The 21,035-nt window shown below is 72.6% G+C and carries 19 protein-coding genes; 15 read left to right on the top strand and 4 right to left on the bottom strand.

The features are described 5' to 3' along the window. Nucleotides 1-7: 7 nt before the first annotated feature. The 6 genes from ASG23_RS04455 to ASG23_RS04430 all read left to right on the top strand — a co-directional run bounded on the left by ASG23_RS04455 (nt 8) and on the right by ASG23_RS04430 (nt 4,502). Complete coding sequence (locus ASG23_RS04455) at nt 8-1,135, top strand: histidinol-phosphate transaminase (RefSeq protein ID WP_056020895.1); 1,128 nt, start codon at nt 8-10, stop codon at nt 1,133-1,135. After that, complete coding sequence (gene hisB / locus ASG23_RS04450) at nt 1,132-1,746, top strand: imidazoleglycerol-phosphate dehydratase HisB (RefSeq protein ID WP_056020892.1); 615 nt, start codon at nt 1,132-1,134, stop codon at nt 1,744-1,746. The genes ASG23_RS04455 and hisB overlap by 4 nt, the downstream gene beginning before the upstream one ends. Beyond that, nucleotides 1,746-2,237: a hypothetical protein gene (locus ASG23_RS04445; RefSeq protein ID WP_056020888.1), complete on the top strand. Its 492-nt coding sequence runs from the start codon at nt 1,746-1,748 to the stop codon at nt 2,235-2,237. The genes hisB and ASG23_RS04445 overlap by 1 nt, the downstream gene beginning before the upstream one ends. Before the next feature lie 101 nt (nt 2,238-2,338). After that, the gene (locus tag ASG23_RS04440; protein WP_056020886.1) at nt 2,339-3,028 is read left to right on the top strand and encodes a hypothetical protein; all 690 of its coding nucleotides are present in this window, start codon (nt 2,339-2,341) and stop codon (nt 3,026-3,028) included. Then, nucleotides 3,025-3,765, top strand: coding sequence for a bifunctional 1-(5-phosphoribosyl)-5-((5-phosphoribosylamino)methylideneamino)imidazole-4-carboxamide isomerase/phosphoribosylanthranilate isomerase PriA (gene priA / locus ASG23_RS04435; RefSeq protein WP_056020883.1), 741 nt, complete (start codon nt 3,025-3,027; stop codon nt 3,763-3,765). Before ASG23_RS04440 ends, priA begins: the two co-directional genes overlap by 4 nt. After that, nucleotides 3,762-4,502, top strand: a complete 741-nt coding sequence (locus ASG23_RS04430) for an SseB family protein (RefSeq protein WP_056020880.1) — start codon at nt 3,762-3,764, stop codon at nt 4,500-4,502. Before priA ends, ASG23_RS04430 begins: the two co-directional genes overlap by 4 nt. On the opposite strand, the gene ASG23_RS19435 is transcribed toward ASG23_RS04430, so the two are convergent. From ASG23_RS19435 to ASG23_RS04415, 3 genes are read right to left on the bottom strand one after another with little or no spacing between them, the layout of a single operon-like run. Next, nucleotides 4,477-4,917 (bottom strand): spore germination protein GerW family protein, encoded by a 441-nt coding sequence (locus ASG23_RS19435; protein ID WP_082515822.1) that lies wholly within the window; start codon nt 4,915-4,917, stop codon nt 4,477-4,479. The genes ASG23_RS04430 and ASG23_RS19435 overlap by 26 nt on opposite strands. 21 nt (nt 4,918-4,938) lie before the next feature. After that, nucleotides 4,939-5,670 (bottom strand): S1C family serine protease, encoded by a 732-nt coding sequence (locus ASG23_RS04420; protein WP_056020877.1) that lies wholly within the window; start codon nt 5,668-5,670, stop codon nt 4,939-4,941. Next, nucleotides 5,667-6,386, bottom strand: a complete 720-nt coding sequence (locus ASG23_RS04415) for a hypothetical protein (protein WP_235520880.1) — start codon at nt 6,384-6,386, stop codon at nt 5,667-5,669. Before ASG23_RS04415 ends, ASG23_RS04420 begins: the two co-directional genes overlap by 4 nt. A 116-nt stretch (nt 6,387-6,502) precedes the next feature. Between ASG23_RS04415 and ASG23_RS04410 the strand changes: the two genes are divergently transcribed. After that, nucleotides 6,503-7,786: an MFS transporter gene (locus ASG23_RS04410; RefSeq protein WP_082515820.1), complete on the top strand. Its 1,284-nt coding sequence runs from the start codon at nt 6,503-6,505 to the stop codon at nt 7,784-7,786. Here the strand turns inward: ASG23_RS04410 and ASG23_RS04405 are convergent. After that, nucleotides 7,767-8,135: a DUF1844 domain-containing protein gene (locus ASG23_RS04405; protein WP_056020874.1), complete on the bottom strand. Its 369-nt coding sequence runs from the start codon at nt 8,133-8,135 to the stop codon at nt 7,767-7,769. The two genes, ASG23_RS04410 and ASG23_RS04405, sit on opposite strands and share 20 nt — an antisense overlap. A 282-nt stretch (nt 8,136-8,417) precedes the next feature. Here ASG23_RS04405 and infC point away from each other — a divergent pair, with 282 nt between their 5' ends. The 8 genes from infC (at nt 8,418) to ASG23_RS04365 (ending at nt 21,010) form a co-directional block, all read left to right on the top strand. Continuing rightward, nucleotides 8,418-9,644, top strand: coding sequence for a translation initiation factor IF-3 (gene infC / locus ASG23_RS04400; RefSeq protein WP_082515819.1), 1,227 nt, complete (start codon nt 8,418-8,420; stop codon nt 9,642-9,644). A 93-nt stretch (nt 9,645-9,737) separates the two neighbouring features. Beyond that, a complete protein-coding gene (gene rpmI / locus ASG23_RS04395) occupies nt 9,738-9,932 on the top strand; it encodes a 50S ribosomal protein L35 (RefSeq protein WP_028046910.1) in 195 nt (64 codons plus the stop codon). A gap of 63 nt (nt 9,933-9,995) precedes the next feature. Continuing rightward, on the top strand, nt 9,996-10,379 hold the full coding sequence (rplT, locus tag ASG23_RS04390; protein ID WP_055921876.1) for a 50S ribosomal protein L20: 384 nt from the start codon (nt 9,996-9,998) through the stop codon (nt 10,377-10,379). Nucleotides 10,380-10,519: 140 nt separating this feature from the next. Continuing rightward, complete coding sequence (locus ASG23_RS04385) at nt 10,520-11,344, top strand: TrmH family RNA methyltransferase (RefSeq protein WP_235520878.1); 825 nt, start codon at nt 10,520-10,522, stop codon at nt 11,342-11,344. Next, on the top strand, nt 11,341-11,982 hold the full coding sequence (gene thpR / locus ASG23_RS04380) for an RNA 2',3'-cyclic phosphodiesterase (RefSeq protein ID WP_056020871.1): 642 nt from the start codon (nt 11,341-11,343) through the stop codon (nt 11,980-11,982). Before ASG23_RS04385 ends, thpR begins: the two co-directional genes overlap by 4 nt. 258 nt (nt 11,983-12,240) lie before the next feature. Further along, a complete protein-coding gene (pheS, locus tag ASG23_RS04375) occupies nt 12,241-13,284 on the top strand; it encodes a phenylalanine--tRNA ligase subunit alpha (protein WP_056020868.1) in 1,044 nt (347 codons plus the stop codon). Continuing rightward, nucleotides 13,284-15,842: a phenylalanine--tRNA ligase subunit beta gene (gene pheT / locus ASG23_RS04370; protein ID WP_056020865.1), complete on the top strand. Its 2,559-nt coding sequence runs from the start codon at nt 13,284-13,286 to the stop codon at nt 15,840-15,842. The genes pheS and pheT overlap by 1 nt, the downstream gene beginning before the upstream one ends. A 197-nt stretch (nt 15,843-16,039) precedes the next feature. Beyond that, entirely contained in the window at nt 16,040-21,010 is a 4,971-nt protein-coding gene (locus tag ASG23_RS04365; RefSeq protein WP_056020862.1) for an ExeM/NucH family extracellular endonuclease, read from the top strand. The last annotated feature ends 25 nt before the right edge of the window (nt 21,011-21,035 follow it).

Here is a 21,035-nt window from a genome sequence, read left to right as displayed (position 1 = left end):
TCGGCACGTGACCTCTGATCTCGACCGTGCTCTGGAGAACGGAGCCCTGCCGCTGCGTCCGGACCTTGTCGGCCTCGAGCCGTACGGCGCTCCCCAGCTCGACGTGCCGCACCTGCTCAACGTCAACGAGAACCCGTACGCTCCGGCGCCCGACGTCGTCGCCGACATCGCCGAGGCCGTCGCGCAGGCCGCGTCGGGCCTCAACCGCTACCCCGACCGGGACTTCGAGGCCCTGCGCGCCGACCTGGCCGGCTACCTGCGGGTCGAGTCCGGCGTGGAGCTGGCCGTCGAGCAGCTCTGGGCCGCCAACGGCTCGAACGAGATCATGCTCCACGTCCTGCAGGCGTTCGGCGGTCCGGGTCGCACGGTGCTGTCCTTCGCGCCCACGTACTCCATGTACCCCGAGTACGCCCGCGACACGTTCACCGGGTGGATCGCCGGTCGGCGGGAGGCGGACTTCGGTCTCGACCCGGACGTCGCGCGGGCCGCGATCGCCGAGCACGCGCCCTCGGTCGTGCTCCTGGCCAGCCCGAACAACCCCACGGGGACGGCGCTGCCGGCCGCGACGGTGCTGGCGGTGCTCGACGCCGCGGCCCAGGTGCCGGGCGGCTGCGTGGTCGTGGTCGACGAGGCCTACGGCGAGTTCCGCCGCACCGGTGTCCCGTCCGCCCTCGAGCTGCTGCCCGACCACCCGCACCTCGCGGTCAGCCGGACCATGTCGAAGGCGTTCGGCCTTGCCGGCGCTCGTGTGGGCTACCTCGCCGCGGCGCCGACGTTGGTCGACGCCCTCCGGGTGGTCCGGCTGCCGTACCACCTGTCGGCCGTGACCCAGGCGGTCGCCCGGGCGGCGCTGCGGCACGCGCCCGCGCTGATGGCCCAGATCGGGTCGCTGCGCGACGAGCGCGACGCCCTCGTGGTCTGGCTGCGCGAGCGCGGCCTGACCGTGGCGGAGTCCGACGCGAACTTCGTGCTGTTCGGCCTGTTCGACGACCGGCACGCGATCTGGCAGGGTCTGCTCGACCGCGGGGTCCTGATCCGTGAGGTCGGCCCGGACGGGTGGCTGCGGGTGTCGGTCGGCACACCGCAGGACATGGCGGCGTTCAAGGACGCACTGAGTGAGGTGGCAGGACTGTGAGCCCCAAGAACGCTGGGCGTACCGCGCGCATCGAGCGCGCGACGAGCGAGTCGAGCGTGCTGGTCGAGCTGAACCTCGACGGCACCGGCCGCACGGACATCTCGACGACCGTGCCGTTCTACGACCACATGCTCACGGCCCTGGGCAAGCACTCGCTCATCGACCTCACGGTGAAGGCCACCGGCGACACCCACATCGACGCGCACCACACGGTTGAGGACGTCGCGATCACGATCGGCGAGGCGCTGCGGCAGGCGCTGGGCGACAAGCGTGGCATCTCGCGGTTCGGGGACGCCACGGTGCCGCTCGACGAGGCGCTCGCGCAGGCGGTCGTCGACGTGTCCGGGCGCCCGTACCTGGTGCACACGGGGGAGCCTCCCGGCCAGGAGTACCACCTGATCGGTGGGCACTTCACGGGCTCGCTCACCCGGCACGTGCTCGAGTCGATCGCGCACCACGCCGCGTTCAGCATCCACGTGCGAGTGCTCGCCGGCCGGGACCCGCACCACATCGTGGAGGCGCAGTTCAAGGCGCTCGCCCGGGCGCTGCGGTTCGCCGTGGCCCTGGACCCGCGCGTCGAGGGCATCCCGTCGACGAAGGGCGCGCTGTGATGGCGGAGAACGAGCTGCCCGACGATTTCGAGGTCCCCGACGACCTCTCCTCGCTGCTCGACCGCCCTGCGGAGGACCCGTCGGTGGTCCTGGTGATCACGCAGGTGGCCGTACCGGCACCGCTCGCGGCGGCGTGCGCGATCGCGCAGGTCGAGGTGGACGTCGTGCCGACGCCGATCGGTGCCATCGCGGCACTGCGCGACCCGCGAGCGGCGGCGGACGGAGCCGCGGCGATCTCGAAGCTGCTGCGCACCGTCCCGGTGATCCTGCTCGAGCGGCGCGAGGGGCAGATCACCGCGTCGCGCTGGACGGGCGGAGAGCGCGGCGACGACCTCCCGGCCGGGCTGGTGCTGTCGGACGCACCGCCGGTCCTCGAGGACCTGCTCCTGGGCTCCGTCCAGGCCGGCGAGGTCGAAGGCGTCGTCACGAGCGTCGGCATGTCCCGCTGGCAGGCCATGCGCACGATCGCGAGCTCGGCCAAGCGCAAGTAGCCGGATGCCCGGTTCCTGACCGCTCCGGCGAGACCGGCACACGTCGTCTCGCGGACCGGCGTCCGTGCGTGCCGTCTCGCGGCCGCGGGTACCGTGGCCCGGTGCCTGCTCAGCCCCTCGTCGTCGTGCTCGACCACGGCGCCGACGACCACGCACCGTTGGCGCAAGCCCTGACCCGTGCCGGTGCGCGCGTCGTCGTCACCGCGGACAAGCGCACCGCCCTGGCCGCCGACGGCCTCGTGATCGCCGGCAGCGCACCGGCCGCGGACGTGATGCCCGCCCTGCGTGCGCTCGGCGCCGACCAGGTGGTCGACCGGCGCCTGGCAGGTGGCCGCCCGGTCCTCGCGATCGGTGTCGGCATGCACCTGATGTTCACCGACATCGTCCGGGACGGCGCCGTCACGGAGGGTCTGGGGGAGTGGGCAGGGGTCGTGGACTGCGTCGACGCCGCCTCCGGCGAGGTCGCCGTGCAGGCACCGCCCAGGTCCGCGCTGTTCGACGGTCTCGAGGACGCCCGCTTCGACCTCCCCGACGCCCACGCCCCCCGCACGTTCCCCCTGCTCGAGGACTGGCCGGCGGACACCCGGCTCGTGGTCCCTCTCGTCACCTGGTCGTCCGGCGAGGAGCGGTTCGTCGTGGCCGTCGAGAACGGCCCGCTCGTCGCGCTCCTGCTCCGTCTGGAGTCGTCCGGTGCGGCCGGTGCCACCGTGCTGGCCCGCTGGGTCTCGTCCCTGCCTTCGCTCGCCCCCGACATCCCCGGCCCCACCCATGAACCTGGAGTGAACGCATGACCGACCGCCTCGAGCTGCTGCCCGCCGTCGACGTCGCCGACGGCCAGGCCGTCCGCCTGACCCAGGGCGCCGCCGGCACCGAGACGGGCTACGGCGACCCGCTGTCCGCGGCGCTTGACTGGTTCGCGGGTGGTGCGGAGTGGATCCACCTGGTCGACCTCGACGCTGCCTTCGGCCGCGGGTCCAACGCCGACCTGCTCGCCGAGGTGACCGCCGAGCTCGTCGGCAAGGGCGTGAAGGTCGAGCTGTCGGGCGGGATCCGCGACGACGCGTCGGTCGAGCGCGCGCTCGGCACGGGGGCGACGCGGATCAACCTCGGCACGGCCGCCCTGGAGAACCCGGAGTGGACCGCCCGGCTCATCGGGTCGTACGGCGACCAGGTCGCCGTGGGCCTGGACGTGCGCGGCACGACGCTCGCGGCGCGCGGATGGACGAAGGACGGCGGGGACCTCTGGGAGGTGCTCGCCCGGCTCGAGGACGCCGGGTGTGCCCGCTACGTCGTGACGGACGTGAACAAGGACGGCATGCTCAACGGCCCGAACGTCGAGCTGCTGCAGCAGATGTGCGCCCGCACGGATGCGCCCGTGATCGCGTCCGGTGGGGTGTCCAGCCTGGAGGACCTGCGCGTGCTGCGGACCCTCGTGCCGCTCGGCGTCGAGGGCGCGATCGTCGGCAAGGCGCTCTACGCGGGTGCGTTCACGCTGCCCGAGGCGCTGGACGTCGCCGGACGCCCGTGACAGGACGCGAGCTCCCTCCCTCGTCCCCGTTCGCGGGCGACGACGGCACCGCGGATCCGGCGGTCGCCGCCGCTCTTGCCGCGCTCCAGGGCGGCTCGGGGACGGTCGGCGCTCTCGTCGACGCACTCGCCGGCACCCGGGTGCTCGTCCCCGTGCTCGCGGAGCTCGAGGTCGAGGACGTCGTCGTGCACGACGGCCACGAGCGCACCGTGGACAAGGAGGCGTCGGCGGGCATCGTCGCGCTCCAGGCTCCCGACGGGCGGACGGCCCTGCCGGTGTTCACCTCCGTCGCGACGATGGCCGCGTGGCGCGCGGACGCCCGACCCGTGCCCTCCGACATCGCGCGGGCCGCGCTCTCGGCGGTGACCGAGGGCTGGGAGGTGCTCGTCGTCGATCCCGGTGGACCCACGACGGTGCTGGTCCCGCGGCCGGCAGTGTGGGCTCTCGCGCAGCAGGAGCGCTGGCGTCCCGCGGTCACGCCGGACGGCGTCGACCCAGGGGTACGCGACGCGATCACCGGCGCCATGGCGCCGGTGGCGGGCGTGGTGTCGGTGGACGCCGTACCCGGCACGCGCGCCGAGGTCGCCGTGGTCGTCGAGCTGGTCGCGGGCCTGGACCGCTCCGGCCTCGACACCGTGCTGGCGCAGGTCAACGCCGCGCTCGCCGGTGCGGAGATCGTGGCGGCGCGCGTCGACTCGCTCGAGCTGCGGCTCAGGCCTTCGAACGTAGCTCGCTAGCGACCGCGCTGGCTGCCCAGGCGAACGCGAACGCGCTCAGCACGACCGCCCCCACCAGCTGACCGCCGAGGATCACCCGGTTGAGGTCGAGCGCGGGGCGCCAGTGCGCACCTCTGTCGTCGACCACGAAGACGCCTACCGCCTTGACGTGCACGCCGTAGCCGCCCCCGCCCCCGTGTCCGAACTGGCCGCCCGGCGGCACGTCCGTCGGCTCGACGTCACCCTCGGCCTCGGCCTTGGCCCGCGCGCCGGCCTCGCCGGAGCCCGACCCGGACCCGGTCCCGCCCCAGAGCCGGGCGACCGGGATGACGAGGGCGCCGTCGCGCTCGTACGCCTCGCCGAACACTCGGCGGACGGTGAAGGTGTCGTTCGCGGCCCGCGTGACGTTGGCGGGGTCGAAGTGCGGTACAGCCATGAGGTCCTCCCGGAGTTCTGGTCAGCCGGTGCAGGGTGCTGTGGGCGTGAATGACGCCTCGTCGTCCAGCATGGACCGCAGCGTGCTCACGGGCACCACAAAACTGTGCCCGTTCGAGTCTTTCGCGTACACGACCCCGACCACACGGCCGTCGCTGTCGAGCACCGCGGACCCCGAGCTGCCGTGCTCGACGGGCGCGTCGGTGACGAGCACTCCGCCCAGGTTCGCGTTGAGAGGGTCGGTCTGGCTGGCGAGAACCTGCCCCGTCGTCACGGTGAGCGCGCGCCCGAGCGGGTACCCGACGACCGTGACCAGGTCCCCGACGGCCGGGTCCGCGGGTGCGAGCTCGGGTGCGGCCGGCAGCGCGTCGGCGGTGCGCACGATCGCCAGGTCGGCCAGGTCCGCCGTGCTGGCCGCTGCGGCCCCGATGTCCCGGCCGTCGTAGGTGCTGAGCTGGAGCGTCGAGGAGTCGGCGACCACGTGCCGGTTGGTCACCAGCGTGTGGTCGTCGAGCGCGAACCCTGAGCCCGTCGACAGGCTGCCGCAGCCGATGTTCCGGATCCGCACCGCCATCCGCTGCGCCGAGTCGAAGCCGTCGGGGGACAGGTTCCCGCTGGACGTCGGCGCCTCCTGCGGCAGATCGGTGGGCACGACGTCCGTGGGGACCGGGGGTGGTGGCTCAGGCAGCATGCCGCAGCCGCCCACCAGGAGCAGCGCGACGACGGCGATCGCCGACCCGGTGCGCCTCCTCATCGCTCGAGCTCGCGCTGCAGGGCGGCGTTGGCGTCCGTCGCCTGGGCGCACACCGTCTGCACGTCGGACGTGAACCGCTCGAGGTCGGTGGGGTCGTACTGGGCGGAGTTCTGCAGGTACCCGATGAGTCGCTGCTGGCCGTCCACGCAGCTGGCCAGCGCGGTGGCCACCTGACCGGCCGCCTGGGAGACCCGCGACTGGTAGTCCGCCAGCTGCTGCTGCGACGCGCTGGTGTCCCCGAGCTGGGCCTTCTCGTCGGCCAGCTGGGTGATCCGCTCCTGCGCGGTGCTCAGCTGCGCCGTCGTTGCGTCGAGCTCCGCCTGCGTCGCGGCGAGGTCGGCCTGCGACGCCGCCAGTTCTTGGCCCGTGGAACGCGCGAGCGTCTCCCACTGCTGCGAGGTGTCCTGCCACGCCTGGTTCGTCGTGAGCATCCGGCCCAGGACGAGCCCGGCGCCCACGAGGGTGGTGACGAGCAGGACGGCGAGCACGACCGTGGCTGCACGGGGCCGACGCCGGCGATCCTGCGTCGGCACCGACGGCACCGCCGATTCTGTCGGCGCAGGGGTCGGGCCGGGCGTCACAGGCTGGGTTGCGGAGGCGCCCGGGTACCACGACGCGACGGCCGGTGCGGGAGTGCTCTCCCGCGTGATCTCCGTCACCGGCGGTTCCGCGGGGGAGGGCTGGACGTCGCGTGGGTGCGGCTCGTCGGGCTGCATCGGCCCAGGATACGAGGCACGAATGTGCGATTCCCTCAGGTCTGTGCGCCCCGTCGTCCTGGTGAGAAGGCGGCATCAGGGCGAAGACACACATCCGCAGCGGTGACAATCTCCGGATGCCCTCGACGACCTACGGAGCTGTGCTGCGCCTGCCCGGCGTCGCGCGACTCTTCGTCGTCTCCTTCCTCGCCCGCATCCCCGCGGCGATGGTCGGCGTCGTCCTCACCCTGCACGTCGTCTCGACGCTCGATCGCGGCTACGGCCAGGCGGGGGTCGTGGTGGGCGCTGCGACCGTCGGCATGGCTCTCGGGGCGCCCTGGCGGGGTCGGCTGGTCGACCGGCTCGGGCTCCGGCGCGCCATCGCGCCGTCGGTCGTGGTCGAGTCGGCCGTCTGGCTCGTCGCGCCGCACCTCGCCTACGAGATGCTCATCCTCGCCGCCGCGGTCGCCGGGCTGTTCCTCGTGCCGGTCTTCTCCGTCAGCCGGCAGTCGCTCTCGGTCCTCGTCCCGATCGCGCACCAGAAGGCGGCGTTCTCCCTCGACTCGGTGGCCGTCGAGCTGACGTTCATGCTCTCGCCGGTGGTCGGGGTGCTGCTGGCCACACAGGCGTCGACCTCGGTCGCGCTCACGGTCGTCGGTGCGCTGACGGTCGGCGGCGGGGTGCTGTTCATGTGGGCGAACCCGCCGACCCGGAGCGAGCGCTCGACCGAGCCGGCCGCGGAGCTCCCGAAGCAGCGGCTGGTCAGCCCCGCCCTGGTCGTCCTCCTGCTGGCGGGGGTGGCGGCGTCGTTCGTGCTGGTCGGGACCGACGTCTCCCTGGTGGCGACGCTGAACGACTCCGGCCGCTCGGCTGACATCGGCTGGATGATCGCGCTGTGGGCCGGCGGGTCGGTGGTCGGGGGACTGGTCCACGGCGCCAGCCACCGCAACCCGTCGCCCTTGGTCCTCGTCGCCCTGCTGGGGCTCGCCACGATCCCGGCGGCGTTCGCGACCGGGCAGGTGTGGCTGGCGGTCGCGGTCGTCGTCGCCGGGCTCCCGTGCGCGCCGGCGCTCTCGTCCATCAACGCGACGCTCGTCCGGCTGGTCCCGGAGCACCGGCGGGGCGAGGTCATGGGGTGGAGCGGCACGATGTCGACCGTCGGCAACGCGTTGGGCGCCCCGTTGTGCGGGGCGGTGATCGACCGCGCCACGCCCGGTGCCGGGTTCCTGACCGCCTCGGTTGTCGGCGGCGGGCTCGCCGTCGGCGGGCTCGTCGTGCTCGCGCTGGTTCGGGGCCAGGGCAGGGTCGGATCCGAGGTGGAGGAGCGTCCCGCACGGCGGCACATGCCCACGGTGCGAGCGGTCCGTCGACGCGCCGCCACCTCGACGCGACGCGTCCGGGTCAGACGACCGAGCCGGTGAACTTCTCGCCCGGCCCGTCGCCCGGGGCGTCCGGGAACGGGGACGCCTCGCGGAACGCGAGCTGGAGCGAGCGGAGGCCGTCCCGCAGCGAGCGGGCGTGCTGGTTGCCGATGTCGGGGGCCGAGGCCGTGACCAGCGCGGCGAGCGCCGTGATGAGCTTGCGGGCCTCGTCGAGGTCGAGGAAGTCGGCGCCGGTTCCCGTCGGACCGTCCTCGGCGAGGCCGCACTTCACGGCGGCCGCGCTCATGAGGTGGACCGCGGCGGTGGTGATGACCTCGACCGCGGCGACGTCCGCGATGTCCCGGGTGGCGGTCGTGGTGGGGTCGGTGTCCGGGCTCGTCTCGCTCATGCAGCGATCCTCTCATCGGGGCGGCGCAAGTCCCGATACGTGCCCGAGAGGAGCCCCGACGTCGATTCGGGTGTTCGGGCGTCCTCTGGTAGCCTTGGCAGTCGACTGACCTGGGTTGTGCTGAGCCGATCTCGAGAGAGACCCGGCGCACGCGGCCCAGGCGCACAAGTGGAGTTCCTCCCACCTGGGCCTCGACCGTACGGTGCGTTGGTTGCGCATCGTCGACAGAGACCGGGTCACAGTCCGCACCGGACGGCGCAAGCCGATCCCGGTGGCGTGAGCATGGCTCCCGGCCATGCCCACCTCACGGACCTCGAGGCCTCCTCCTGTGACCAGGACGGGGGCCTTCCTCGTTCCCGGCGGTCCACCCACGACGAACCTGAGGAGCACCACATCAGCGAGCCCCGCATCAACGATCGGATCCGCGTCGCCGAGGTCCGCCTGGTCGGCCCCAACGGCGAGCAGGTCGGCATCGTCCGCGTGGAGGACGCCTTGCGCCTGGCCCAGGACGCCGACCTCGACCTCGTCGAGGTGGCACCTGACGCTCGTCCGCCCGTCTGCAAGATCATGGACTACGGCAAGTTCAAGTACGAAGCAGACATGAAGGCCCGTGAGGCCCGGCGGAACCAGACCAACACGGTCCTCAAGGAGATTCGTTTCCGGCTGAAGATCGACCCGCACGACTACGGCACCAAGAAGGGCCACGTCGAGCGGTTCCTCACTGCCGGCGACAAGGTCAAGGTCATGATCATGTTCCGTGGCCGCGAGCAGTCGCGCCCGGAGATGGGCGTGCGCCTGCTGCAGCGGCTCGCGGACGACGTGTCCGAGCTCGGCTTCATCGAGAGCATGCCCAAGCAGGACGGGCGCAACATGATCATGGTGCTCGGTCCGATGAAGAAGAAGGCCGACCAGAAGCAGGAGCAGCGCCGTGCGGCGCAGGCTGCTGCGGCTCGTGAGCAGAACGCCGCGGCTGCTGCCGCTGCTGCTGCCGCTGCGGCCAACCCGGTCGAGCAGGTCGAGCCCGTCACGCCTGCTGCCGCCGAGGCACCTGTCGTCGCCGAGGCCGCTCCCGTGGTCGCGGCACCGGTCGAGACCGCTCCCGTGGTCGAGGCACCGGTCGCAGCTCCGGCGGCGGTCGAGACCCCTGCTCCGGCCGAGAAGCCTGCCGCCGCCCCGCGTCCGGCTGCGTCTCGTCCCAGCGCACCGCGTCCGGCTGCCGCCGGTCAGCCGGCCGCCGCACCTCGTGCGACGACGCCGCGCCCGGCCGCAGCATCCCGACCGGCCGCAGCACCGCGTCCCGCGGCGGCTGCGCGACCGGCAACCGCACCCACGCCGGCGGCGACGCCCGCGACGTCGCAGCCCGCGGCATCGTCGGTCGCACCGAAGCCGGCGACGCCGAAGCCGGCCACACCCCGGCCGACCGCCACGCCGCGGCCCGCGCCGCGACCTGGTCCGGCCGGTCCGGCGAAGGCACAGACCAGCACGACGGCCTCCGAAGAGGCGAGCTAGCCCGCACGAACGGACGGCCCGGCCCCCCGTCGGACCGCACCAGACGAGTCGTACGAACCCGTGCGATGTGAAGGACAAGGAGACACGGCAGCCATGCCGAAGAACAAGACGCACTCCGGTGCCAAGAAGCGCTTCCGGGTCACCGGGACCGGCAAGGTCATGCGCGAGCAGGCCGGCGGTCGCCACCTGCTCGAGCACAAGTCGAGCCGCCGCACCCGCCGCATCGCCGGCGACCTCGTCGTCTCCCCTGCCGACGCCCCCCGTATCAAGAAGCTGCTCGGCAAGTGACCCCGGGGGCGCTGCTGCGCCCCGGTCACTCGGCCCGAGCCTGAGACAAGCAAGGAGCATCACGTGGCACGCGTGAAGCGGGCGGTCAACGCCCAGAAGAAGCGCCGTACAACCCTCGAGCGCGCTGCGGGTTACCGCGGTCAGCGGTCGCGCCTGTACCGGAAGGCGAAGGAGCAGGTCACCCACTCCCTCGTCTACGCGTACCGCGACCGCAAGGTGCGCAAGCAGGACTTCCGCAAGCTGTGGATCCAGCGCATCAACGCTGCGTCCCGCGAGCAGGGCCTGACCTACAACCGCCTGATCCAGGGCCTCAAGCTCGCGGGCATCGAGGTGGACCGTCGCGTCCTGGCCGACCTCGCCGTCAATGACGCCGCGACGTTCAACACGCTCGTGGCCGCCGCCAAGGCTGCTCTGCCCGAGGACGTCAACGCGCCGAAGGCTGCGTGACCCTCGTTCGTCGCTGAGCTCGACCGCCCGACCCGCCTCGCGCGGGGCCGGGCGGTGGCTCGGTGCACCCGGAGCCCCCGGAGTCGCCTGTGTCATCGGCGGACCCTGGGGGCTTCGCCGTACCCAGGCATGATGTCCCCGTGGCTGACGAGATCCTGACCAACCCCCGGGCCGAGCGGGTCAAGGCGGTGCGCGCGCTGGTCGGCCGGACCGTGCGGCAGCGCGCCGGGAGGTTCGTCGTCGAGGGTCCCCAGTCCGTGCGGGAGGCGGTGCTGGCGGCGGACGTGCACGACGTGTACGTGACCGTGGAGTCGGCGCAGCGGTACCCGGAGATCGTCGGTGCCGCGCGCGAGCGCAGGATCCGGGTGCACACCGGCACTGTCGAGGTGCTCGACGCCATGAGCCCCGACGGCCAGCAGGTCGTCGCGGTGGCGGCGCTGACGGCGCACACCCTCGACTCGGTGCTGGCGGGCGCGCCGCGCCTGGTGGCCGTGCTGGCGCACGTGCGCGACCCCGGGAACGCGGGCACCGTCGTGCGGGCGGCCGACGCAGCCGGTGCCGACGCCGTGGTGCTGACCGCGCAGAGCGTCGACCTGCACAACCCGAAGGTGGTCCGCTCGACCGCCGGGTCCTTGTTCCACCTGCCCGTCGTCACGGGGACGGACCTCCCGTCGACGGTCGACGCGCTGCGTGCCGCGGGGCTGACCGTCCTGGCGGCGGACGGTGCCGGCGTGCACGACCTCGACGACCTGCTGGACGTCGCCGGCCACGCGCCGGCCGGCGTGCCCGACCTCGCGCGCCCGACCGCGTGGGTGTTCGGCAACGAGGCCTGGGGGCTGCGCGAGGAGGACCGCGCACTGGCGGACGCCGTCGTGCGGGTGCCCATCCGCGGACGGGCGGAGTCGCTCAACCTGTCGACCGCGGCGACGGTCTGCCTCTACGCCAGCTCGCGGGCCCAGCGGTGAGGCTGTTCGCCGCGGTGTGGCCACCCGATGACGTCCTCGACCATCTGGACCTGGCTCTCGCCTCGGTGCGAGGCGCCCCGGCCGGCCTCTCGTCGGCCGTGCGCTGGTCCGCACGGGAGACGTGGCACCTCACGGTGGCGTTCTACGGCGACCTCCCCGACGGCGTCGTGCTGGGCCTGACCGCCGACCTGGCCGAGGTCGCCGCCGGGATCGAGCCGTACGAGCTGGCGCTGCGCGGCGCCGGCGTCTTCTCGCACCGGACGCTCTGGGTGGGTGTCGCCGGCGACCTGGAGACACAACGCACGGTGACGCGCGGGTGCGTCGAGGCGGGGGAGTCGGCGGGCGGCGTGACCGACAACCGGCCCCGCGACCGTCCGCACCTGACCATCGGACGGGTGCGTCCCGGCAGCGGGCCACCTCGGCGGCGCTCGTCGCGACCCGACCGGCCAGGCCCGCGGGCGGACACGAACGGCTCGGAGGACGGGGAGGTCGCGGCGAGCCTCGTGCGCGCGCTCGCCGTGTACGAGGGGCCGCGCTGGCTCGTCGACGAGCTCACCCTCGTCTCGTCGCAGCCGGGTGCCGGGCGCGGCGGGGGACCGCTGTACGAGCGGGTCGAGACCTTTGCGCTGGGGCGGTAGCGACGGTCGTGGCATCATGGCGACCATGACAGCGCGTGCGCAGGCGGCCGGTGGTCGCCGATTTCCTGGGCCCGTTCCCGGGCCGCGCCACTGACGCGCACGTGAGCGGGCCGTCCACCGCTGGACCGGCCACCACGACCTGGATCGGGCGCCTCTAGACTTGTCCGCTGGCCGGGAGTGGCGCTTGCGCCACCACAAGCACTGCGCCACGGCCGTGCGCTCGCGCCGGCTGCTCAGAACCTGCACTGGAAGGTCAGGATGTCCGACGACACCGCTCTGTCCCCGCTCGACTCCGACGGCATCGAGTCCGCCGTCGAGGACGCGTTGAAGGCCCTCGCGGCCGCCACCGACCTCGACGCCCTGAAGTCCGCACGCCTCGAGCACGTGGGGGAGCGCAGCCCGATCGCGCTCGCCAACCGCGCCATCGGCGGCCTCGCGCCCACCGACAAGGCCGTGGCCGGCAAGCTGCTCGGGCAGGCGAAGGGCCGGCTCGCCGCCGCCCTCGCGGAGCGGCAGGCGGAGCTCGAGGCCGAGCGCGACCAGCGCGTCCTCGTCGAGGAGTCGGTCGACGTCACGCTGCCGACCGATCGTCGGCCCCGGGGAGCGCGCCACCCGCTGGAGACGCTGTCCGAGCGCATCGCTGACATCTTCGTCTCGATGGGTTGGGAGATCGCCGAGGGGCCCGAGCTCGAGGCCGAGTGGTTCAACTTCGACGCGTTGAACTTCGGCGTCGACCACCCGGCGCGCCAGATGCAGGACACGTTCTTCGTCGACAGTCCCGGGCTCGTGCTGCGCACGCACACGTCGCCGGTGCAGGCTCGCACGCTGCTCAAGCGGGACCTGCCCGTGTACATCGCGTGCCCCGGCAAGGTGTTCCGCACCGACGAACTCGACGCCACGCACACGCCCGTGTTCCACCAGGTCGAGGGCCTCGCCGTGGACAAGGGCCTGACCATGGCGCACCTCAAGGGCACGCTGGACCACTTCGCGCAGGCGATCTTCGGTCCCGAGGCTCGCACGCGCCTGCGGCCGTCGTTCTTCCCGTTCACGGAGCCGAGCGCCGAGATGGACTTCTGGTTCCCGCAGAAGAAAGGTGGACCGGGCTGGATCGAGTGGGGTGGCTGCGGGATGGTCAACCCGAACGTCCTGCGCGCCTGCGGCGTCGACCCCGAGGTCTACTCCGGGTTCGCCTTCGGCATGGGCATCGAGCGCACCCTGATGCCACGGCACGGGATCGCTGACATGCGCGACATGGTGGAGGGCGACGTCCGCTTCTCCACGCAGTTCGGGACGGAGATCTGATGCCGCGCATCCCCCTGACGTGGCTCGCCGAGCACGTCGAGCTCCCCGCGGGCCTGACCGCCGAACAGCTGGCGGCGGACCTTGTCCGCGTGGGTCTGGAGGAGGAGGCGATCCACGCCGCCGCCGTGACCGGTCCGCTGGTCGTCGGCGAGGTCGTGGAGGTGACGCCCGAGCCGCAGAAGAACGGCAAGACCATCAACTGGTGCCGGGTGGACGTCGGCGCCGAGCACAACGAGCCCGGCGGCGGTCCTCGCGGCATCGTGTGCGGTGCGCACAACTTCGTCGTCGGTGACCACGTCGTCGTCGCGCTGCCGGGAGCGGTCCTGCCCGGACCGTTCGCCATCGCATCGCGCAAGACGTACGGCCACGTGTCCGACGGGATGATCTGCTCAGCGCGCGAGCTCGGGCTGGGTGAGGACCACGCCGGGATCATCGTGCTGTCCGAGCTCGGGCTGGACGCGCCCGTCGGCACGGACGCGCGCGAGCTGCTCGGGCTCGGGGAGGAGGTCCTCGAGATCAACGTGACGCCCGACCGCGGGTACTGCTTCTCGATGCGCGGGGTCGCGCGCGAGTACGGGCTGTCGACGGGCGCGACGTTCACCGACCACGGTCTGCCCTCGGGAGACGAGCGTCCCGCCGGGGGCGGCTTCGCGGTGGAGATCGACGACGCGGCGCCGATCCACGGGGTCCCGGGTGCCGACCGCTTCGTCGCGCAGATCGTGCGGGGCGTGCGCGCGAACGACCCGTCGCCCGCCTGGATGCAGCGCCGGTTGCAGCAGGCCGGCATGCGGCCGATCAGCCTCGCCGTCGACGTCACCAACTACGTGATGCTCGACCTCGGGCAGCCGCTGCACGCGTACGACCTGGCGCACCTGTCCGAGCCGATCGTGGTGCGTCGGGCGAACCCCGGCGAGCGGATCAGAACCCTCGACGACGTCGACCGGGTGCTCGACCCCGAGGACCTGCTCATCACCGACAGCCCCGGCGGCGTGCGCGGCGCCCGGCCCATCGGTCTCGCAGCCGTCATGGGCGGCGGGGACAGCGAGGTCAGCGCGACGACGACCGACCTGCTCATCGAGGCCGCCCACTTCGACCCCATCACCGTGGCTCGCTCGGCGCGTCGCCACAAGCTGCCCAGCGAGGCGGCGAAGCGGTTCGAGCGCGGCGCGGACCCGCAGCTGCCGCCGGTGGCGGTCGCCCGGACGGTCGCGCTGCTGGTCGAGCACGGCGGCGGCGTCGCTGGTCCGCTGACGGACGTCGACAGTCGTGTCCCCCTGGCGTCGTTCGACCTCGCGCTGGACCTGCCGACGCGGCTCGTCGGCCTGCCGTTCTCGGCCGACGAGGTGCGGGAGACGCTGCGGTCGATCGGCTGCGACGTGGCCGACGCCGGTGCCGACGCGATCACGGTGACGCCTCCGTCGTGGCGCCCCGACCTCGTCGCGGGCGTCGACCTGGTCGAGGAGATCGCGCGCCTGCGCGGGTACGACGCGATCCCGTCGACGCTCCCCGTCGCCCCGGCCGGCGCCGGCCTGACCGCGGGCCAGCGTGCCCGGCGTTCGATCGCCCGGGCGCTGGCCGAGGCGGGTCTCGTCGAGGTGCTCAGCTACCCGTTCATCGGGACCGACCAGCTCGACGCGCTGAACCTGCCCGCGGACGACGCCCGTCGTCGTGCCCTGCGGTTGGTCAACCCGCTCTCCGACGAGCAGCCGTACCTGCGCACGAACCTGCTGGTCACCCTGCTCGACACCGCGCGGCGCAACGTGAGCCGGGGCGCGAGCGACGTGGCGATCTTCGAGCTCGGGCTGGTCACGCGGCCGGTCCCGGGTGCGCCCGGCGCTCCGCGACTGCCGGGTGGGGTCCGCCCGTCCGACGAGCAGCTCGCCGCGATCGACGCGGCCGTGCCCCCGCAGCCGCGCCGCGTCGCCGGGGTCCTCGCGGGGCTGCGCGAGCCTGCCGGCTGGTGGGGGACGGGCCGCCGGGCCGACCACACCGACGCGATCGCGGCTGCGCTCCTGGTCGCGGAGGTCGTCGGGGTGCAGCTCGTGGCGTCGGCCGACGCCGACCACGCGCCGTGGCACCCGGGGCGGTGCGCACGACTGACGACGACCGACGGCACCCTCGTCGGCCACGCCGGCGAGCTGCACCCGAACGTCGTGACCGCGCTCGGTCTGCCGGCCCGCACGGCCGCGTTCGAGGTGGACCTCGACGTGGTGCTGGCGGCGGCGTCACCCGACCCCGTCCCGGCGGTGCCGGTCTCGACGTTCCCCGTGAACAAGGAGGACGTCGCCCTGGTGGTCGCGTCGACGGTCCCGGCTGCCGACGTGCTCGACGCGGTCCGGGTCGGCGCCGCCGCGAGCCCGGTCGGGGACGTCGTCGAGGAGGTCCGGCTGTTCGACGTGTACACCGGCCCCCAGGTGGGCGAGGACCACAAGTCGCTGGCGTTCTCGCTCCGTCTGCGCGCCGCCGACCGGACGCTGACCGCGCAGGAGTCGGCGACGGTCCGGGAGTCGATCGTCGCGGAGGCGCACCGCCGGTTCGGGGCGACGCTGCGCGCCTGAGGAGCTGTCCGCAGCCCTCGTCGACCGCCCGGTCGACGAGGGCTGCGGCGTACCCGGACAAATCATCGGATGTGTTCACCCAATAGTTACCGGCGAGTAGTTGCCGCGAATCGGACGAACAGCGACAGTTGTCCAGGCCGTCACGAGCGGCCACTTTTTGCGCCCCCGACGAAAGCGAGCTCGACGTGCGTCCTGCGATGAAGTCGATCAGCGGGGGCGTCGCCGCCCTCGCGTTGGCCCTGACGGGCGGTGTGATCACGGCGGGTGCTGCGCAGGCCGCGGTGGGCACAACCCCGCGCGTCCTGATCAACGAGGTGTACGGCGGCGGAGGGAACTCCGGCGGCCTCTTCAACCGCGACTTCATCGAGCTGGTCAACCCCACGGATGCGCCGGTCGAGGTGACCGGCTGGGCGGTCCAGTACGGTTCCGCCACCAACACGACCTTCTCGTCGAAGACGGCCTTGTCCGGCACGATCGCCGCCGGTGAGTCGCTGCTCGTCGGGGAGGCGTTGGGTGCGGACACCAGCCAGCCCGCCATCACGCCCGACATCGACGGCACGATCGCGATGTCGGGAAGCGCCGGCAAGGTGGCGCTCACGACCACGTCCGACACGCTCGTGTGCGCGACTGCTGCAGCCTGCGCGGCCGAGCCGTCCGTCGTCGACCTGGTCGGCTGGGGAACCTCGGTCGTGTTCGCCGGAGCGCCCGCGCCCGGCACGTCGAACTCGACCTCGGTGTCCCGCAATGCGACCCACACCAACACGGCGATCAACGCAGCCGACTTCACTGCCGGTGCGCCGACCCCGACGTCGAGCAGCACCGACCCGACAGACCCGACCGATCCGCCCGAGCCGACCGAGGTGTCGATCGCCGAGATCCAGGGCACCGGGCCGGCCTCCGGGCTGGTCGGCTCGACCGTCAGGACGACCGGCGTGGTCACGGCCGCCTACCCGACGGGCGGGTTCAGCGGCTACGTGATCCAGACCCCCGGCACAGGCGGCGCGACGGACGCGACTCCGGGTGCGTCCGACGCGGTCTTCGTGTTCTCGTCGGCCACCGTCGGGTCGGTGACGATCGGCGACCACGTCCAGGTGACCGGCGCAATCTCCGAGTTCAACGGCCTCACCGAGATCACGGTCTCCGCCGCGGCGGACCTGGTGAAGCTGCCGGCCGCCGCCGCCGTGACGCCCTTCTCGGGCGCGTGGCCGACGACGGATGCCGCACGTGAGGCGCTGGAGTCGATGCTCTATGCGCCGACCGGCGCGTTCACCGTGGCCGACACGTACAGCACGAACCAGTACGGCGAGGTTCGTCTGGCCGCTGGGACGACGCCCTTGGTGCAGCCCACGGAGGTGGGTCGACCCAGTTCGCCCGAGGCCGCTGCCTCGGTCGCCGACACGGCCGCGCGCGCGGTCGTCCTGGACGACGGTGCGACGACGAACTTCCTGTCGCCGGCGAACAGCGCCCTGACCCCGCCGTACGTGTCCCTGGCCAACCCGGTCCGGGTGGGTGCCGCCGCCACGATCACGGCTCCGGTGGTCGTCGACTTCCGCAACAACGTGTGGAAGCTCAACCCGACCACGCCCTTCGTCGCGGGCGGGACCCCGCCGGCGACGTTCACGAACACCCGCACGGCCGCCCCGGTCGAGGTGGGTGGTGACCTGAAGGTCGCGTCGTTCAACGTCCTCAACTACTTCACGACGCTGGGCAGCTCGGACACCGCCTGCGTCGCCTACCCGGACCGAACGGGTGACGGCGTGACGGTGGAGAAGGGCTGCGACCAGCGCGGCGCGTGGGACCAGGCCGACCTGGACCGTCAGCAGGCGAAGATCGTCGCCGCCATCAACGCGCTCGACGCCGACGTCGTCGGCCTGCTCGAGATCGAGAACTCGGCCCGCGTGGACGGGGTCGCCGATGAGGCGCTCGGCACGCTGGTCGACGCCCTGAACGCGGCTGCGGGCTCCGAAGTCTGGGCGTTCGTCCCGTCGTCGACCGAGCTGCCGCCCGCCGCCGAGCTCGACGTCATCACCAACGCGATCATCTACAAGCCGGCGGCGGTCGAGCGCACGGGCGAGTCGCGGGCCCTCGGCACCGAGAGCGCGGACGGCGGAGCGTTCAACAACGCTCGGGAGCCGATCGGCCAGGCGTTCACACCAGTCGACGGAGGCGAGCCGTTCTTCGTCGTCGTCAACCACTTCAAGTCCAAGGGGTCGGCCGGTCCGTGGCCGGGTGACAAGGACACGGGCGACGGCCAGGGCGCCTCGAACGAGTCCCGGGTCCGGCAGGCGAAGGCGCTGCGCGACTGGGTGCCGACCGTGCAGGGCGAGGCCGACGCGGTCGCGCTCGTCGGTGACTTCAACGCGTACACCCACGAGGACCCGCTGCAGGAGCTGTACGCCGTCGGCTACACGGACGCCGCGACGGCGCTCGCCGACGGCCAGTACTCGTACCTCTTCGGCGGACTGGTCGGCTCGCTCGACCACGTGCTGCTCAACGAGGCGGCGATGCAGCGGGCCACGGATGCGGACATCTGGGAGATCAACGCCGAGGAGTCCATCGCGCTCGAGTACTCGCGCTACAACTACCACGGCACGCTCTTCTACGCGCCGGACGCCTACCGGTCCTCCGACCACGACCCGGTGGTCGTCGGGCTGGTCAACGGTGCGGCCAAGCCGGTCAACCTGACGCTGCTCGACATCAACGACTTCCACGGACGCATCGACACCAACACCGTGAAGTTCGCGGGCACGGTCGAGAAGGAGAAGTCGGCGGCCGTCGCGGCAGGGGGTCCGGTCGCATTCGTGTCGGCCGGTGACAACATCAGCGCGTCCCTGTTCGCCTCGGCTGTCCAGCAGGACCAGCCGACGATCGACGTGCTGAACGCCCTCGAGCTCAACGCGTCGGCCGTGGGCAACCACGAGTTCGACAAGGGGTTCCAGGACCTCACCGACCGCGTGATCGCGGGTGGCACCAACGCCACGTGGGACTACCTCGGGGCGAACGTCTACCTCAAGGGGACGACGACGCCGGCGCTGCCGGAGTACGCGATCCTCGACATGGCCGGCGTGTCCGTCGGCGTCATCGGTGCGGTCACCGGGGAGACGCCCTCGCTGGTCAGCCCCGGCGGCATCACGGAGCTGGAGTTCGGCGACCCGGTCGACGCCGTCAACCGCGTCGCCGCCCAGCTGAGCGACGGCGACGAGTCCAACGGCGAGGCTGAGGTGCTCGTCGCCAGCTTCCACGAGGGCGCCCACGAGGGTCTGCCGGGCGGCACCCTCGAGGAGGAGCTCGCCCAGGGCGGGGCGTTCCAGAAGATCGTCGAGGAGACCTCCGCCGCCGTCGACGCGATCTTCACGGGCCACACCCACCAGCAGTACGCGTGGGAGGCGCCGGTTCCCGGTGAGCCCGGCACGACGCGGCCGATCCTGCAGACGGGCAGCTACGGCGAGTTCATCGGCAAGATCGTCCTGACCTACGACCCGGCCAGCGGTGAGGTCGTCGCGCACACCCAGCAGAACGTGCCGCGTCTGGTCGCACCCGTCGTCGCCGGCAACACCCCCGCGCAGAACGAGGCGGCATTCGCCGCCCAGCTCGTCGCGACGTACCCGCGCGTGGCGCAGGTCAACACCATCGTGCAGGCGGCGCTGGCCTACGCGAACGAGGTCGGCTCGGTCCCCGTCGGTTCGGTGACTGCCGACATCACGACCGCCTTCACGGGCGGCACGTACGGGCCCACTGGGTACACGGCACCGGCGACCGCCCGCGACGACCGGGCCAACGAGTCCACCCTGGGCGATCTCGTGGCGAACGCGCTGCGGGACACGCTCGCCCCGGAGAACCTCGGCGGCGCGGAGATCGGTGTCGTCAACCCCGGGGGCATGCGTGCCGAGCTGCTGTACGCCCCGGACGGCGTCATCACGACGGCCGAGGCCAACAGCGTGCTGCCGTTCGTGAACAACCTCTGGACCACGTCGCTCACGGGCGCTCAGTTCAAGACGATGCTCGAGCAGCAGTGGCAGACCCTCGCGGACGGCTCGGTCCCGACCAGGTCGTACCTGCAGCTGGGTCTGTCGGACAACGTGACGTACACGTTCGACGCCGCGGCACCGGCGGGGTCGCGCATCACGTCCATCACCGTGGACGGTGCACCGATCGACCCGGCAGCGAGCTACCGGATCGGGACGTTCTCGTTCCTCGTGACCGGCGGCGACAACTTCCGGATCTTCACGCAGAGCACGGACGCCCGCGACTCCGGGCTCGTCGACCGCGACGGCTGGATCTCCTACCTGCAGGCGCACCCCGGGCTCGCCCCGGACTTCGCCCGACAGTCGGTCGGGGTCCCGATGGTGCCGTCGACGGTCACGGCCGGGGACACGCTGGCGTTCCCGGTGACCAAGCTGGACCTGACGAGCCTCGGGTCGCCGCTGAACACCAGCCTGGACGTCCGGCTCGACGGCGCATCCATCGGCACGGTGCCGGTCAGTGCCGGCAGCGCCGACGTCTCGGTGACGATCCCGGCGGGTACGAGCGCGGGTGCCCACACGCTGACGCTGGTGGCGAGCCCGAGCGGCACCACGGTGACGCTCCCGCTCACCGTCGAGGCGAACATCCCCTCGTCGACGACCACGCTCACGGCGTCGGCGGCCAGCCAGGTGTACGGCTCGTCGTCACGCGTCGAGCTCACGGCGACAGTCACGGCCGACGTGCCGGTGGCCGGGACGGTGGAGTTCGTCGCTGGTGACACCGTGCTCGGCACGGCGACTCTGCAGGGCGGCACCGCGACCTTGCGGATCCCGTCGTCCACACCGGCAGGCACCTACCAGGTGGTCGCCCGGTTCGCCGGCGACGACACCGTGACCGGCTCGGAGTCGGAGCCCGTGACCGTCGAGGTGAAGAAGGTGACCACGACGACCGGGTTGACCGTGACGCGTGGCTTCCTGTTCATCCCGTCGATCGCCATCGCGACGGTCTCCTCCGACATCGGTCGGGTGCCGTCCGGCACGGTCGAGCTCCGCGAGGGGGGCACGGTGGTGAAGCGTCTGAACGTGGTGCTGGGCGTCGCCATCGGCACGGTCCCGTCGGGCACACACACGTACACGGCGACGTTCGTCCCGACCGACACCGCGAACGTCAACCCGAGCACGAGCGCGCCGGTCAGCATCCGCTGACCTACCCGCTGACCTCATGACGAAG

The organism is Cellulomonas sp. Leaf395 (assembly GCF_001424125.1).
GTDB lineage: Bacteria > Actinomycetota > Actinomycetes > Actinomycetales > Cellulomonadaceae > Cellulomonas.
This window is presented reverse-complemented; position numbering and strand designations above follow the sequence as displayed.